Here is a 16,158-nt window from a genome sequence, read left to right as displayed (position 1 = left end):
TGGCGACCGGGGTATATTTTATTGATAAATAAAGGTTATCGTGCCACTTGCATTTGCATTTCCTGGTGTTACTTTCGATCCGGTTTTGTAATAGTTCGTCGTAAACGTCAACGCATTGGATGCCGCCGCCCCGCCGGGGTTATCGGGATCGGTGAATATCAGATAGCTGGCATCCGCACCGGGATTAGTTACCGTTGTTCTGTTGTAAGGATAGACCCGGTAGTTGGTATTCAGGGATAACGGAGCGCCGTCAATATTCAATTGGACGCCAACGCCGGTCGCCACGTTGTTACCAGGGGTGAGCGCTATCACGCTATTGTCCGGGCTATCGCCATCTGTTTCAGTCGCGTTAATACGCATCGTTACTCTTGTACCGGGTTCACAGGACAAGATAAGCGTTTGCTCAGCAAAACCAGCCTTGTTCGAGAGATTAAAGACGTTTGTGCTGATTGAGCCCATGGGGAAATTGAGGGCGGTCGAACCTACCGTGCACCCCATCGGGGTTAGCTGAATTTTTGTCGAACCCGTCACGTGCAGCTGCGAAAGAACCATCGTTCCGTCAAGGTCGAGAATCGAAACCCTGGAAATCGGATCGGCTAGCGTCAGCGTGCTATTACTGGCGATAGTCCCTCCCGTAGCGACAAGCTGCACCTGGTACGTCGGCGCATAATGTGTGCTCGCCTTGTCATCGCCATAGCCGTTTGGTTTTCCCAGATACAGGTCCGCATCACCGATATAGTGAACATTGTAGTCAGCATTAAAATCATCTTTATCACCAGCATACTCACCTGTGATGTTTAACCAGACTTTAACTCTGATACCGACGCCCTGTACTGAAGTTGAGTAGATATTATCGCCAACTAACGTGCCCGCATTCTCCGAATTCCATACAAACTGTGCATATAACCACCCGCGACAATCTGTAACAGATGTATCTGGATGAGTGAGCTGCCCGGAATCATACAGAATGGTGCCCGCCGAATAGCTTCCGGCATTAACCAGTATCTGCGGGGGTAAATTGGTCAACGCGATATCACCCAAATTTGCGCCAGATTGACATGCCCAGCTGTAAGCCGGTAACAAACAGGTCAGCAATAATAAAATAAACGTCTTCATTCCTCTTCCTCGCGTGAATAGTTCACCTATAGGCCACATTAAAAGTGACCGTATAAGCGACACTTCCCCTCGTAGCTCGTCCATTCGGCGTATACATTCTGGCGTTCATATTAAAAACATGCTCAGAACCCTCAATGAAAGCATAGGTATAGCTGTCATTTGGCCCCAGGACCTTTTGATCCCCCGCGCTTAACAGCTGAAGCCCGACGTCCTTAGCGCCATAAATGTTCTCACTCTCATAAATATCGGTATAGGTACTGCTAAATGAGGTACCGCTAAACGTTAGCGTTACGGAAGCCGTTCCAAGAGAGCAATTATCAAAGGCAATGGCAACGATCTTCGCAGCGCTACTCGCACCTGGTTTTCCGCTCAGACTTTGATAGGACACTGTTCCCAGATCGATAGTACTGGAGGGCTTTATCGACACCTCGCATACGGGCTCTTCAATCTTACCGGTGACATTGAAATTAACAGTACTATTCGCATCATAGGCCCCGGCAGGTCTTGCGAAAATAGATACAAACCCAATGCTAATAATGAATAACAAGCGCGATTTCATTAATGACCGGCAATTATTTCCTTCCATCATTTCCATCCTGGGTTTATGAATTAAAGCCATTATCCTGTTATTCATCATTGGCAATCCGCTGCATAAAAAACGATATCATCCACTGACTGATTAGAGGACAAATCATAATTGAGATAACACTGGCTATTTTTCGTATCACCCCATTTCACAAATAGCCGGCCTTTTTTGGGTAACCCGGTCAAGTAGGCTTGCCCGGCATCGCCCACAATTGAACTACGGCGCTCTTTATCATTCAGATTTTCATCATCTAGCGTCACCACAGCGCCAAAAGGCACCGCTTTGTTTTTGTAGCTTATGGTGATCATGGCCTTATAGCCGATCCAGGTATCGTATTTGACTTTAACAACCGCATTACGCGTCGGTACTACTGTTTTGACAATATTATCAATTTCCGCACCAGAGACCTGCTGCTCATCAAGAGAGAGATTGTTTTCATGGTAAGGTCGTACAAAAGGCACAACGGCGTATCCGAAAGCATCGGTCGTAATATTCGTCTGCCCGCGCACTGCCACATCGCTAACGCCAGGCGCTTCGACCAGCGCCACGCTCTCACCCAGATAGCGAGAAAGGGTTACCCCGCCGGAATGGGCAACCATCCCACCGCGCAACGAGTAGTTGTAGTGCGAGCTATAGCTGTCATATCCGTATCCGGCGGCGACTTCGCCTCGTGAACCCTGATAGTTCAGATTGACATTTCCCGAGGTGCCTTTGTCGCTGGCGTTGTAGCCTTCCTGCACGTTCCAGCTCAGGGAACGGTCCGCAAAAGCAGAACCGCTCAGCCCCAGATTATGGGTCGTGTCGCCCGTCCGGCTGCTGTTCAGGTTGTAGTTAGCCGATATATCCGCGCCAAAAGGCATGCTCACTGTAAGCGAAATCATATTATCACTGGTCGGAGAGCTTTCGCTGTTCTGGCTTGCGCTCTGCACATTTCGGCTATAGGAGTAGTTAATGAAATAGGAAACGCGGCCCAGAGTATTGCTATAGCTCACCCCCAGCGACTCCATACGTGAATTATCCCAATAAGATTCACTGACCAGCGAGAGGGAGAGAGAACCGAACCCGGAGAAAATCTGGGAAGCCGAAGCATCAAAACGATCTTTAGTCCGCCCCGTTGATGAACAGCACCCGCTATGAGCATTCGCCCTATCAATGAAATTCTGCAGAGAATAATAGCCATGGGTCGAATAACGATATCCGGCAACGGAGAAGTTGGTACCCGTCTGCGGAATATCTTTACTAAAGCGCACGCGATAAGATTGCCCTTCGCTGGATGACGTTCGATCCGCTGCGGAATTGTCTTTGATATCCGCCCAGGACTGAGATGCATCCAGAGAGAGCGCGCCGATAGTGCCGAGGTTAAGTCCGGCGCCCAGCAAAAAATTACTGTATTTGTCTTCAAGCTGCTGAAAACCGCCATATAGCGTGACGTTGCTCGATGCCCCCCAGGCAAGGTTATATTGCAGGAAGTTGTATTCCTTTCCACCGGAGCTCCCCGAGCGGGTTTTACCGCCGCTAAGAGCGTAATCTACCTGGCCCTCGCGCTGCAAAATCGCCAGCGAAGCGAAAGGCACCACAAAGCTCTGTTCACTGCCATCGGACTCTTTCACCGTCACATACAGATCGCCCGCGCTGCCGGTTGGATAAAGATCGTTTATCTCAAACGCGCCGGGAGAGACCGTGGTTTTATAGATGCTGTATCCATTCTGATAAACCGTCACATCGGCGGTCGAGCGGGCGATGCCTTTAATGACCGGCGCAAAGCCATTCATACTGTCCGGCAGCATCTCTTTATCTGAATTCAGCTGTAGCCCGGTGAAGCTAATGCTGTCGAACACGCTTGATGAAGTATAGGTTTGACCTACGATCAGCTGGCCTTTCAGGGCGTGGATGTCTCGCGCAATATAGCTGTAGACCGAGTCCCACTGGTTGCCGTTATCATCATGGTTAAGAGTGCTGTAATTACGTAAGCGCCACGGCCCGATGTTTAAGCCTGGCTGCAGGCTAACAAACTGGCTCGACGTCGCTTCCCCGCCGTGCCGCGGGTCGGTTTTTTGCCCGGAGAGATTATAGTTAAGCAGCCCCGCGGTAATGCCCTGCTGCCATCGGTTTTCAGGAACATATCCCCGCGGGTGATGCATCACCGCGACCTGAGGCACGTTAAAATCAACGCGCTGTTGCGAAAGTAATACCGTGGTTCCCCATCCGGGGATCGCGGATAGCCTGGCGCAGCTGGAGCCCGCGACCGCGAGCTCGGGGTAATTTTCCGTTTTAATTGACCACTCTTTCAGATGCGCGACGCTGATACAAGGTGAAGAATCGTCATGATTTTCATCCTGTTGCTTGAAACTGACCGATTCGGAAGTGACAAATTCGTTGTTAATATAAACATCAAGATTATATTCGCCTGGAGGTACGGTTTCCTGGGAGATATAGCTTAAGTCGACCGACGTTGTACCGGTTTCATTGACCTCCAGCAGGTGAGGATTGAAATACTCACCGGCGAGAGTAGATAGCGGAACTGTGGCAAAGCAGGAAATAATGGCAACATAGCCACTCTTCAACAGGAATGTAAAATTCTGTCCAACGTTATTGAATGATGGCGGTGTATTTTGGTCCCGGCATTCCATAATCATTGATCACGCTCCATGTGATTTTCTTTTTCCCTGGTGAAGATGTATTTGCAAGCGGTATTTTTATTGTTGAGAACGGAGCTACAAACCATGCTTCAGGGACTGACTTACCATTAACTGTTATTTCTGAAAAATTCATATATAGCGGCGAGGCGTTTTTTACTTTAATTTCTCGACCTTCAGTAGACCACTGCAGCTTTTCGGCAAAATTTTCCGGAATGGCATTTTTTAATGCCGCCGGGCGAAAAATAAGTTTAATCCGCGAGTTAATGGCAAACTGCACCATATTTTTGTCCGGGGCGCTATCCATAGCGGGAATGCCTTTAATATTTAGCCAAAACATTGACTCTCGCTCCTCGGGCAGCGGTTTACCTGAGCGAAGAATGCGCACAAACCCTTTTTCTCCCGCCTTCAGGCGAAATAGCGGAGGGGTTGTAATAAAGGAATCTTTTGCCGGTGATGCTTCATCCACAACAGCGATCCACGACTGGACAATATTTGTAACGTTATCCTTATTTTGCACAGATACCGTCGCCGCCTTTTGCGTACCGTCGAATATCACTCGCGTCCCGCCAACCACCACACTGGCCTGCGCGACGGATATGCAGGAAAAAAAACACATCAAATAAGCTAATTTATTCATGGTAGAGTCCAGTGAGGGAAAGCTCAAGGCTTTCCCTATATCTATTTATATAATGCTTAATTAATAATAGGTGACATTATAAGTTACTGTTGTCTGCACCGGCCCTTTTGTTGGATCAGCGGCACCCGACTTAGCCATTTTAACGATAAACGGAATGGTAGCCTCGCCAGAAGAAATATCGACATCTGAACCTTCAGTATTGTTCTTCTGTACGACCCCGGCATTATCAAAAATAGCTATTGCGACATTAGCGGCTGGAGACACTGGAGCCTGGTTTTTAAAATAATCGCTATTAAATGTATCTGCTTCACCACCAAAAGTAATTCTGGCTTTTGTCAGAGCCCCCTCTTCACCGGTAGGGCAATTGCTCAAAGTGAAAGAGAAGTTCTTGGCCGCGCTATAGGTATTATCTTTTAAATCTGCTACCGAAACAGTGCCCATTTCAATGGAGTTGGCGCCATTGTTGATATTGGCTGTACAAGTGGTATCTGAGACCGTACCGGTAAAAGTAATTGTATTCGCTGCTTGAGCCATGGTCACCAGAGAGCAGACAGCAGATAAGGTTAATATTTTGGCAAGTGTTTTGGCTTTTAATTTCATTGGTATTCCCCTGTATATTAAGATTAACAATCAATCCATCAATTGTTTTATGGCATTTATTAGAGATTGAAATTAAATATCAACTTAAGATTTAAGCTGACTTGCAGCATGGGGAGTGAGTTGCCTGTATTTAATAATATCAGATCATAAATACAAGAGCTTTAATTCCACATGAATCCATTCAATAATAAAAGCTCACGTAACTAAGGTAACTAAAATCGAGATTATTCTCAACCACAGTTTATGAATTATCTTAATTAAGAAGTCACATTATATAAAACATTAAAGCATACACATGAAAAATATTTAAATGAAATCATAGCATTAAAAACAAAACATATTCACACTATCTATTACTTCACATATTTATATTGATATTAAAAATTAAAAACACTAAAATCAGAAATAATTACTTACAATTAAGCACAAATAAATAAGGACATTCTCTAATAAATTCGTCGCATTGCCCTTTCAATTCTGATAATTAACGCCTACTCATATATATAAAATGACTAATTATATGAATATTAAGAGGAGTTAGATATATACTTCCGCACTAATAAAAAAACGCATTGTGTAAAAAGCAATATTTAGAACATCACCCAACGCACCAGCGGCGCGGCCAGCACCATCACCACCCCGGATAGCATCATTACCAGGCTGGCGACCACGCCCTCCTGCGGGCCAAGCTCGTAGGATCGTGCGGTACCGGCGCCGTGCGATGCGGCGCCAAACCCGGCCCCCTTTGCCATTCCTTCGCGAATAGAAAGGCGCAGAAACAGTACATCACCTACCGCCATACCGAATACCCCGGTCACCACCACAAACAGGGCGACTAAGTCTGGCTGACCGCCCAGCGGTTTGGCTGCCGCCAGCGCAAAGGGCGTGGTCACCGAGCGTACCGCCAGGCTGCGCTGGATCTCATCAGGTAAAGTCAGTAATCGCGCCAGCCACACCGAGCTGGTCACTGCGACAACCGACGCGGTAGTGACGCCGGCAGTCAGCGACATCCAGTGGCGCTTAATGATCGCCAGGTTGTCATACACCGGCACGGCAAAAGCGATCGTCGCCGGACCCAGCAGCCACAGTAGCCAGTGGGTCTCCCCCATGTAGCGTTGATAGGAGATATGGCCAACCACCAGAATCATGACCAACAGAATCGGGGTAAATACCAGCGGCATCAGCGGAAGTTTATGGAAGCGACGGTAAAGCCGCTTGTTGGCAAAATAGAGTCCCAGCGTGACCAGAAGGCACAGAACGCTTAGCTGAAAATCACTCATGTTTCATCCTGCTGACTTCATAGTGATACACTTTATCAACCACCCACGCCGTTGCGCCCAGTACCATGGTGGTACTCAGGCCAATGACCAGAAAGATGCGCCAGCCATCGACCATTAGCAGCTGCGCGTAGTTGACGACCGCCACCACCGCCGGCACGAAAAATAGCAGCATCTCTGCCAGCAGCCAGCGGGCGCCGGCCCGTACCCAGTTTAGGGGGATAATGCGGCAAACAATCAGCGCCAGCAGCATCAGCATGCCGACCAGATTCGCCGGAAGCGGCAGGTGCAGCCAGTTGACTAAATATTCAGAGCAGACGAACAGTCCGGCGTAAATCAGTACCTGAACCGGTACCTGAAGACGTTGCATGACGAAGGGCGTCACTCGTGCTGGCGCGAAGGCCATGAGCGGTATTCCTGAAAAAGAAGACAGGCGTGCAGTATAGAGAGCCGCCCGGCCTGGCAGAAATGAATTAAAATCATCGCAGGTATAGTCTCAGGGAATAATCATGGATATCCGAACGCTGCGTTATTTTGTCGAAGTGGTTCGCCAACAAAGCTTTACCCGCGCGGCGGAGAAACTGTTCGTCACGCAGCCCACCATCAGCAAAATGCTTAAAAATCTGGAAGATGAGCTGAACTGTACGCTGCTGATCCGCGACGGGCGCAAGCTGCTGCTGACCGATACCGGACGCGTGGTTTTCGAGCGCGGGCAGGCCATTCTTGGCGAATTTCATCAACTGGAGTCGGAGCTGAGCGATATTAATCATCTGCACAAAGGCGTACTGCGCCTCGGGATCCCGCCGATGGTCGGCATGCTGATGGCCGAGCCGATTAGCCGCTTCCGCCAGCGCTATGCGGGCATTGAGCTGAAAATCGCCGAGTTTGGCGGGTTGACCGTGCAGCAGGCGGTTAGCAACGGCGAACTGGATCTGGCCATGACGGCGCTTCCCGTTGATGAGGCCAGCGGCCTGACGACGCTATCTCTGTTCAGCCATCCGCTCTGCGTACTGACGCCGAGAACGGCGCAGTGGGAGAGCATCGCGTCATTATCGCCGCAGGCGCTCGCAGCGTATCCGCTGGTAATTTACAACGAGGATTTCGCCCTCAGCCAGCAGCTGATGCGGCTTTTTGCTCAGCATGAGGTTAAGCCGCGCATCGCCGTACGCAGCGGACAGTGGGATTTTCTGGCCGCCATGGTGCAGGCAGGAATTGGCGTCGCGATTTTGCCGGAACCGATTTGCCAGCGTCTCGACCCACAGAGCTTTTGCTGGATCCCCTTGCAGAGCGACCTGCGCTGGGAGCTGGGGATGATTTGGCGGGAAGGGGTGTATATGTCGCACAGCGCGCGCGCGTGGCTGGCGTGCAGTAAGGCGTTCTGGCTGAAGTAAGTCCCCGGGTCGCGGCGTAAACGCCTGACCCGGGGAACAACCGCGTTACTGGTCTTCGATAAGCAGCGCTTCCAGCAGGTCGAGGTCATGCAGCAGCTTCTGCAGCGTCTCGTTACTAATCTGCCGGGTGGCGCGCAGGTGGTACAGCTCACCGCGTTCTGAGCGCAGCGCCGCCAGACGGAACCGCCGTTCGAGGCTCTCTTCCAGCATTGAGGTCTCAACATCGTTGCGCCCATCGACGCGACGACGCAGGTTACCGATGACCCGCGAACTGACCTCGGTCAGCAGCTGATTATCGATATTCTCTTTGGTATCCGCAGCCAGGCGCTCCTCCATTTTCTGAATCGCGACAATCGCCACATCCGCGGTTGCCGCCCGCGCCAGACGCTCCTCTTTGCGCTGCTGGACATGATCGCTCGACTCGATATGCCGCAGCAGAATCGGCAGCACAATCACGCCGACGAACAGCGAGAACAGAATCACCCCTGCGGCCAGGAACACCAGCTCATAGCGCGCCGGGAAGACGTTGCCGTCCGGCAGCAGTAGAGGAATCGACAGTACGCCGGCAAGGGTAATCGCCCCGCGGACACCAGCGACGGAGGAGATCAGCAGCTCGCGCGTGGTCCAGGAGCCAAATTCCATCGGTTTCTTTTTCAGGAAACGCTGGCTGAGTTTGCGCATCGTCCACAGCCAGCCAAAACGCACCAGCATCAGGGCGGCATAAATCAGGATGATATCGGTAAACAGCATCCAGGTTTCGACGTTGGGATCCGCTTCCGCGGCCACCAGAGAAGTGGAGAGAATATCCGGTAGCTGCAGGCCCAACAGCAGGAAGACCATGCCGTTAAACACAAACTCCAGCATCGCCCAGGTGCTGTTGGCGCGCAGGCGCATCGCCAGCGGCGCGCTGCGCATCACCCCGGAACGCGTGATAGTCATCCCCGCCGCGACCGCCGCCAGGATCCCGGAAAAGCCGATATGCTCGGCGATCAGGTAAGAAGCGAATGGCAGCAGGAACAGCAGCACAATTTGCGTTGCCGGTTCATCGCCGCCCCAGCGGCTGAGGAAGCGCATCGAGCGCCCGTACAGCCAGCTGACCACGAAGCCCGCGAGAATACCGCCGACCGCCACCTTGAAAAACTCCACCGTCGCGCCGCCTACGGTAAAGACCATGGTGCCCATCGCCACCGCAACGGCAAACTTCAGGGAGACCAGGCCGGAGGCATCGTTCATCAGCGCCTCGCCCTGCAAAATCCCCATAATTTTTTTCGGGATGCGCCCTTCGCCAACAATCCCGGATAGCGCCACGGCATCCGTTGGCGACAGGACCGCCGCCAGAGCAAAAGCCGGAATCAGTGGAATACCCGGAACGATCCAGTAGATGAGGTAGCCAATACCAACCACCGTCACCACCACCAGCGCTAGCGCCAGACCAAAAATTTCTCGCCCATGCTCAATGAATTCGCGGGTCGGCGTCTTCCAGCCGTCGGCAAAAAGCAGCGGCGGAATGAACAGAACCAGAAAGAGTTCAGGGTCGAATTCAACGTGCAGTCCGAAAGTAGGCCAGGCCAACAGCGCGCCGATGCCGATTTGGATTAAGGGGAGTGGAACCTGAAAGGGCAGTACGCGTGTAACCACCCCGGAGAGAGAGACCACGAGGGTCATGATGAGTATGGTAAAAAATATTTCCATGTGTTCCCTGTTTGCTGCGTTTCTTTTTTTACATCTGAGGCGTCATGTCTCGGCATAATACGCTACTCAGATTAACGCAAAAGGAAACAGGATGTGGCTTAAAAATTAAGCGGGCGGCCAAAGCCGCCCGTTGTTAGCAGAAAAAGTTAAATCGCCCAACCGCCGGCATAGAAGATAACCAGCGCCGCGGCGATGATCACCGTACCCAGGTTAAGCTTACGCCATTCACCAGACACCAGACGTCCAATCACCAGTGTCGCAAAGCCGATCATGATACCGGTCACGATGTTGCAGGTCAGCACGATAAAGACCGCGGTAATCAGGCCCGCCATCGCGTCGACGAAGTCGTTGAAATCGATTTTCGCCACGTTGCTCAGCATCAGCAGGCCGACGTACATCAGCGCCGGAGCGGTGGCATATGCCGGAACCAGATAGGAGAGCGGCGAGAGGAACAGGATCAGCAGGAACAGCACGCCGACGGTCACTGCCGTCAGGCCGGTTTTACCACCCGCCGCCGTACCGGCAGCCGATTCGATATACACCGCCGCCGGCGCCGCGCCCACCAGGCCGGAGAAAACGCTGCTCAGGGAGTCGGTGGTCAGCGCTTTGCCGCCGTTAATAATCTGCCCGTCTTTATCCAGCAGGTTCGCCTGACCGGCCACCGCGCGGATGGTACCGGTGGCGTCAAACACCGCGGTCATCACCAGCGCAAGCACGCTTGGCAACACGACCGGATTCAGCGCCCCCACGATATCCAGACTACCGATCAGCGAGTTGCCTTTATCGTCGCTCAGCGACGGCATGGCGAAAATCCCGGAGAAGTGGACGTTAGGATCGAAAATCAGGCCGATAATCGAGACGCCGATAATCGTCAGCAGGATACCGCCCGGCACTTTCAGTTTTTCAAGGCCGATAATCACCGCCAGCCCGACCAGCGACATAATCACCGGGAAGCTGTCAAAATGCCCCAGCGCCACCGGCAGACCATCCAGCGGGTTTTTGATCACCAGGCCTACGCCATTGGCGGCAATCAGCAGCAGGAACAGGCCGATACCAATCCCGGTGCCGTGCGCCACGCCCTGCGGCAGGTTACGCAGGATCCAGCTACGAATACCGGTTGCGGAAATCACCGTAAACAACACGCCCATAAGAAAGACCGCGCCCAGCGCGACCGGAATGCTGATCTGCTGACCCAGCACCAGGCTGAAGGCGGTAAACGCGGTCAGCGAGATGGCGCAGCCAATCGCCAGCGGCAGGTTCGCCCACAGGCCCATCACCAGAGAGCCGACGCCGGCAACCAGGCAGGTGGAGACAAATACCGCTGCCGGCGGGAAACCCGCTTTACCGAGCATACCTGGCACCACGATGACGGAATAGACCATCGCCAGAAAGGTGGTAAGACCGGCAACGATTTCCTGACGCACGGTGCTGCCGCGAGCAGAAATTTTAAACCAGGCGTCTAATGAACCGCCGTTACGCGCAGAAGGCGTAGACATAGAAAACTTCCCCTGAGAATTTTTATCGTTCATCTGGATGCGTGGTGGACCATCCACTGCCAGTTAAACGCGATCTCCTTGTGCTACATCGCAGCGCCAGGGGCTGTGAAAAGCAAACGTTTAACTCCGCGCATCCAATACGGTGTGAAGAATGACTTTGCTCCCCCCTGTCAGCAGAGGAAATGATGAGCAAAATAAAAAGGCAAACGATTATCCAGCCTTTAGACGGGCCTTTTCAACTGAAGTTTGTCGTATTTCGCTAAATTTCGCTTATGACGTTCAGGAAATAACCAGCCGATGCGCAAACGTTATCGTCCATGCGCAATCCGGTAACATTTTTGTATTGCGCTGATAGCAATTTTCGCCGGTCATCGGCTTTAGTAATAGTTTACTCGCCGGGTAAGGTAAATGGTCCCCCGCGCGCAATCGCCTTCTGCCAGGCCGGACGCTGCTCTACGCGCTGAACCCACTGCGTCAGATGCGGTAAATCATCCACGCCGCCGCGCGCCAGCAGCGCCATCGCCGGAAAGCTCATCTGAATATCGGCCATACTTAAATCCGCGCCGGCAAACCAGCGCTGGCGGGAAAGATGCGCCTCAATAAAACGGGCATGGGTTTCCACCTGGCGGTTAAGCCACGCCTTTTGCACCCCTTTGCCCAACGCATTGCCCAGCGTGCGCATGCCAAACGGCACTGGGGGTTTACCCAGGCTGGCAAATACCAGCTTCATCAGCAGCAGGGGCATTAGCGAACCCTCGGCGTAGTGCAGCCAAAAACGATATTGCAGCTTATCTTCCACCGACTCAGGCTTTAAGCGCCGGGCGCTATCATAGGTTTCCTGTAAATACTCCAGAATGGCGCCGGATTCCGCCAAAATATGGCCGTTATCCTCTACAACTGGTGATTTGCCCAGCGGATGAACGCTTTTTAATTCCGCCGGGGCGAGCATATTCTTTCCCCGCTGATAAGAGACAACCTGATAAGGCAGCTGCAGCTCTTCCAGCGCCCATAATACGCGCTGCGATCGTGACTGATTGAGATGATGTACCGTTAACATGGGCCTCTCCCGCTGTTTGTTCAAATTAACTATAGGAACAGGCGGCGAATGACGGGAATTTTTCGGCAAACGGAAGAGGCAAATTCAGAGAAAAGAGCCACACTTAAAGTGTCGGCGCAAACCGGAACCTCCATCAAAGATTGCGCAATACTGAGGTGAGCCGACGTCGGGGGAAACCCTCCTGCGTACCAGCGGGATAGTGCGAAAGACCAAGACCGGAAAACAACTAAAGCGCCCTGTTGTGGCGCTTTAGTTTTTTTAGTCATCTTCCAGCAATCGCGCGCCGGTCCCCTCTTCACCCAGCTTATCGCCGGGGTTACGTAACGGGCAATCGCGGCGCGACAGACAGCCGCAGCCAATGCAACCATCGAGCTGATCGCGCAGCGCGGTCAGGGTATGGATGCGTCGGTCTAGCTCTTCCCGCCACTGGGACGACAGCATCTTCCACTCTTTGGCGCTGAGGTTATGCCCTTCCGGCAGCACGCCGAACGCGTCGCCGATGGTTGCCAGCGGAATACCAATACGTTGCGCAATCTTAATGATCGCCACCGCGCGCAGGACGTCGCGCCGGTAGCGCCGCTGATTACCCGCGTTGCGCTGGCTGTGGATCAGCCCTTTGCTTTCATAAAAGTGCAGCGCGGAGACGGCCACGCCGGTTCGTTTTGCCACTTCGCCGGGCGTCAGCAGCATTTTGATGCGGGGTGATTTCTTTTCCATAAAGCGCTTTACCTCAAGTTAACTTGAGGAATTATACTCGCCCGCAGACAAAACGACGAATCGAGAATTGAGAGAGGCCGCTTTATGTCCCATCAGGATATTATCCAAACGCTTATTGAATGGATTGATGAACATATCGATCAACCACTTAACATTGATATAGTCGCCAGAAAATCGGGATACTCGAAATGGTATCTGCAGCGGATGTTCCGCGCCGTGATGCATCAAACGCTGGGAGATTACATTCGCCAGCGCCGCCTGCTGCTCGCCGCGGAAGCGCTAAGAACCACCCAGCGTCCTATTTTTGATATCGCGATGGATCTCGGCTACGTGTCGCAGCAGACTTTCTCGCGGGTGTTCCGCCGCGAATTTGACCGTACGCCTACCTCCTATCGCCATCAAATTTCGGCCTGATAAGGCTGCTGATAAGGGCAGAGGCTGATGCGGTCATTCGCCAGCCACTGCATGAACTCCTGCGGTGGCATCGCTTTCGCAAAGTGCCATCCCTGGCAGTATTGCACGCCGCGCTTTTGGAGCCATGCGACCTGCCCTGCCGTTTCGACGCCTTCAGCCACGATTTTTAAGCGCAGGCTGTTCGCCATCTGGATAATATGCTCAGCAATCATGTGGCTGGTGCTGTTGCTCGTCAGCATGTCGACAAAAGATTTATCAATCTTGAGGACATCGACGTTGAGCGCATGGAGGTTGTTCAGGTTGGAGTACCCGGTACCGAAATCATCAATGGCGATTTCATATCCCGCCTCGCGGAACGCCTGAATCACCGGCGTCGTTTTCGCCACGTCGATAAACCCGCGTTCGGTCACTTCAATTTTAATTTGTTCCGCCTTGACCGCGTAGCGGCGGAGCTTCTCGTTGATGTTCTCAATCAGGCGAGCGGAATGGAAATCGGAAGCGGAAAGGTTAATCGCTACGTACAGATGCGGCTGCCGTGCCAGAAACTCGCCAAGATCGGCAAAAACCTCTTCTATCACATAATCGGTGACCTGCGCGATCATCCCTTCGTTTTCCGCCAGTGGAATAAACTCCGCCGGGCTCATCACCGGGCCATCAAAGCCCGGCCAGCGCAATAATGCTTCGGTGCCGACGCAGCGGTTATTTTTAATATCGATAACCGGCTGATAGTGCAGGCACAGCTGGCGCCGACTCAACGCCCGCTGCAGCATCTTGCGCGGAGAGTGGTACTGCTGCCGGGTGCGCGACCACACCAGTAAAAGCAATACGCTGCAAATCAGCCCCAGCGGTAACGTCAACGTGACCTGGTTATAAAAATTCTGAAAATAGCTGACGCGCGAGGTCGACATAATAACGGCTATCGGGCGAACGCTGGAATGAGCGATGGTATAAACGCGACCATCCTGATGAAATAAAGCCTCTTCAGCACGAATCAGACGATGCAGCTCAGCGGGATCGGCATTCTTGCTGACGGAAAAAAACTGCCGGGTTTTAGTGTCGAAAACGCCCCAGGCGAGGTTGCGGTCGCTGGTTATCAACGCGCTATATGAAAGCGGATTCACCACCACCACATAGTTACCGCGCTGCATATAGTTCATCGCGTAGTCTGGGTAGAAAGGCGTTTCGCGGTAGTAGTAAATCGCGATATCCGGCTTTTTGGTATAGGTTGCGGCCGGAATCCGCCACCCCGTCGGGCGGCGTACCGAGGTGGAGCAGAAAAAATGGGTGCCGTTGGCGTAGATTAAATCGTCGATATAGAGCAGACCGCGAACAATCCCGAGCAGATATTGCTGATGTTGCGGTGAACATATCTCTCCCTGATACAAACGGGCTTTATCCCGCGCTTCGTCGGCCTCATGAATCACCAACTCCGTTTTTTGCAACGCCAGCCGAGAAAACAACCGCAGCTGATCGCCGGTTTCCGCTTTGGCGCGTATCTGCGCAAACCACAACGCCAGCAGCACCGGTAGCAGAATGACTAACACGATGCCAAATATTCTCAACGCCTTACGTGGCGCGCTATGATTCATTTCCGCTTCTTATCCATGCGATACGCCTTAATCAAGGTGAGCTGCCCCGACGACTCTGCTTACTGTGATATGAATTAGGGCATCTCAGCAACACATGCTTTGACGTAAAAACCTCATGACGATGAATTATGAATAATACTGGCTTATAGAAGTCTGGAGAAACATTCTCAACAGAATGAGATTAGCTCCACTATGTTATTCGGTTTATCCGTATAATTAGCCGGAATAAGTAATAAAATCCGTAGAACATAAACCTATATAAAAAAGAAAAGTCGCCGGGAATCCCTTATAATCGGCCTTCACGCTGAAAGAACAATCCTCCCCCTCGCCATTAACCACATCATTAGAATGGTTATAAGGCGCAATAAAAGACCTTTTTTAGGCTGGTCAATAAAAGAACAAGTGTGATATAGTTCACATTAGTTAATGAAACAAAAACGTTGTTTCATTACATTCTTGTTTGCCTGAAGATGACCAGAAGACCGTACCATCGTCAGTCTCACCCGGTTGTCAAAGGCTGCCAAATTTCGTTGAGGATAGGTTGATGGCTTCCATTACTACCAGTGTCGTACTTTTGCGCTGGCCGCTCGTGAGCGCAGTGCTGATGTTTCTGGCCAGCTCGTTAAACATTCAGCTACGTAAAAGCGATTATGCCGGTTTAGCGGTGATTTGTAGCTGTATGGGCCTGGCTGCGGCCTGCTGGTTCGCCACCGGTCTGTTAGGTATCACGCTGCTGGACGTGGCGAAAATCTGGGGTAATATCAAGGACGTGATGATTGAAGTCATGAGTCAGACCCCGCCGGAATGGCCGATGATGATGACCTGATGTCCGCCCGCCCTGGCCGGGCGCCGGTGCACCTGACCGGGCAGTCACTCCCTGGCCTGGACAGGTGCGCAGCAATTTCCCCCTCTGCGACAGCATAAATATATCACCGGCATAAACCGCA

15 protein-coding genes are annotated in these 16,158 nt (G+C 52.1%); 3 read left to right on the top strand and 12 right to left on the bottom strand.

Annotated features, from left to right (window positions below):
* Positions 1-18 precede the first annotated feature (18 nt).
* The 7 genes from IYV58_RS01870 to IYV58_RS01840 all read right to left on the bottom strand — a co-directional run bounded on the left by IYV58_RS01870 (position 19) and on the right by IYV58_RS01840 (position 7,261).
* Positions 19-1,116, bottom strand: a complete 1,098-nt coding sequence (locus IYV58_RS01870) for a type 1 fimbrial protein (RefSeq protein ID WP_004127865.1) — start codon at positions 1,114-1,116, stop codon at positions 19-21.
* A 22-nt stretch (positions 1,117-1,138) separates the two neighbouring features.
* Positions 1,139-1,753 (bottom strand): fimbrial protein, encoded by a 615-nt coding sequence (locus IYV58_RS01865; RefSeq protein WP_032742009.1) that lies wholly within the window; start codon positions 1,751-1,753, stop codon positions 1,139-1,141.
* A complete protein-coding gene (locus tag IYV58_RS01860) occupies positions 1,750-4,338 on the bottom strand; it encodes a fimbria/pilus outer membrane usher protein (protein WP_195729383.1) in 2,589 nt (862 codons plus the stop codon). Before IYV58_RS01860 ends, IYV58_RS01865 begins: the two co-directional genes overlap by 4 nt.
* The gene (locus tag IYV58_RS01855) at positions 4,292-4,978 is read right to left on the bottom strand and encodes a fimbrial assembly chaperone (RefSeq protein WP_004127856.1); all 687 of its coding nucleotides are present in this window, start codon (positions 4,976-4,978) and stop codon (positions 4,292-4,294) included. The genes IYV58_RS01860 and IYV58_RS01855 overlap by 47 nt, the downstream gene beginning before the upstream one ends.
* Positions 4,979-5,038: 60 nt before the next feature.
* Entirely contained in the window at positions 5,039-5,578 is a 540-nt protein-coding gene (locus IYV58_RS01850; protein WP_087829670.1) for a fimbrial protein, read from the bottom strand.
* 590 nt (positions 5,579-6,168) lie between these two features.
* Positions 6,169-6,858, bottom strand: a complete 690-nt coding sequence (locus IYV58_RS01845) for an LrgB family protein (protein WP_004127853.1) — start codon at positions 6,856-6,858, stop codon at positions 6,169-6,171.
* Positions 6,851-7,261: a CidA/LrgA family protein gene (locus IYV58_RS01840; RefSeq protein WP_049114150.1), complete on the bottom strand. Its 411-nt coding sequence runs from the start codon at positions 7,259-7,261 to the stop codon at positions 6,851-6,853. The genes IYV58_RS01845 and IYV58_RS01840 overlap by 8 nt, the downstream gene beginning before the upstream one ends.
* 103 nt (positions 7,262-7,364) lie before the next feature.
* Between IYV58_RS01840 and IYV58_RS01835 the strand changes: the two genes are divergently transcribed.
* A complete protein-coding gene (locus IYV58_RS01835; protein ID WP_087829668.1) occupies positions 7,365-8,246 on the top strand; it encodes a LysR family transcriptional regulator in 882 nt (293 codons plus the stop codon).
* Between the two features lie 45 nt (positions 8,247-8,291).
* Here the strand turns inward: IYV58_RS01835 and IYV58_RS01830 are convergent, their stop codons facing one another.
* The 4 genes from IYV58_RS01830 to soxR all read right to left on the bottom strand — a co-directional run bounded on the left by IYV58_RS01830 (position 8,292) and on the right by soxR (position 13,208).
* Positions 8,292-9,938, bottom strand: a complete 1,647-nt coding sequence (locus tag IYV58_RS01830) for a Na+/H+ antiporter (protein WP_004127849.1) — start codon at positions 9,936-9,938, stop codon at positions 8,292-8,294.
* Positions 9,939-10,084: 146 nt separating this feature from the next.
* Positions 10,085-11,434, bottom strand: coding sequence for an NCS2 family permease (locus tag IYV58_RS01825; RefSeq protein WP_004127847.1), 1,350 nt, complete (start codon positions 11,432-11,434; stop codon positions 10,085-10,087).
* Positions 11,435-11,822: 388 nt separating this feature from the next.
* Positions 11,823-12,491 carry a glutathione S-transferase family protein gene (locus tag IYV58_RS01820; protein ID WP_004127844.1) on the bottom strand — a complete coding sequence of 223 codons (669 nt, stop codon included), beginning with the start codon at positions 12,489-12,491 and terminating at the stop codon, positions 11,823-11,825.
* 258 nt (positions 12,492-12,749) lie between these two features.
* Entirely contained in the window at positions 12,750-13,208 is a 459-nt protein-coding gene (soxR, locus tag IYV58_RS01815) for a redox-sensitive transcriptional activator SoxR (RefSeq protein ID WP_004097815.1), read from the bottom strand.
* Positions 13,209-13,292: 84 nt separating this feature from the next.
* On the opposite strand from soxR, the gene soxS reads away from it, so the two are divergent.
* A complete protein-coding gene (soxS, locus tag IYV58_RS01810) occupies positions 13,293-13,622 on the top strand; it encodes a superoxide response transcriptional regulator SoxS (RefSeq protein ID WP_195729382.1) in 330 nt (109 codons plus the stop codon).
* Here the strand turns inward: soxS and IYV58_RS01805 are convergent.
* Positions 13,607-15,211 (bottom strand): EAL domain-containing protein, encoded by a 1,605-nt coding sequence (locus IYV58_RS01805; RefSeq protein WP_004127839.1) that lies wholly within the window; start codon positions 15,209-15,211, stop codon positions 13,607-13,609. The genes soxS and IYV58_RS01805 overlap by 16 nt on opposite strands.
* Before the next feature lie 544 nt (positions 15,212-15,755).
* Between IYV58_RS01805 and IYV58_RS01800 the strand changes: the two genes are divergently transcribed.
* On the top strand, positions 15,756-16,037 hold the full coding sequence (locus IYV58_RS01800; protein WP_004097808.1) for a YjcB family protein: 282 nt from the start codon (positions 15,756-15,758) through the stop codon (positions 16,035-16,037).
* The last annotated feature ends 121 nt before the right edge of the window (positions 16,038-16,158 follow it).

The sequence above is a fragment of the Klebsiella sp. BDA134-6 genome (assembly GCF_015601345.1).
Lineage (GTDB): Bacteria > Pseudomonadota > Gammaproteobacteria > Enterobacterales > Enterobacteriaceae > Klebsiella > Klebsiella grimontii.
This window is presented reverse-complemented; position numbering and strand designations above follow the sequence as displayed.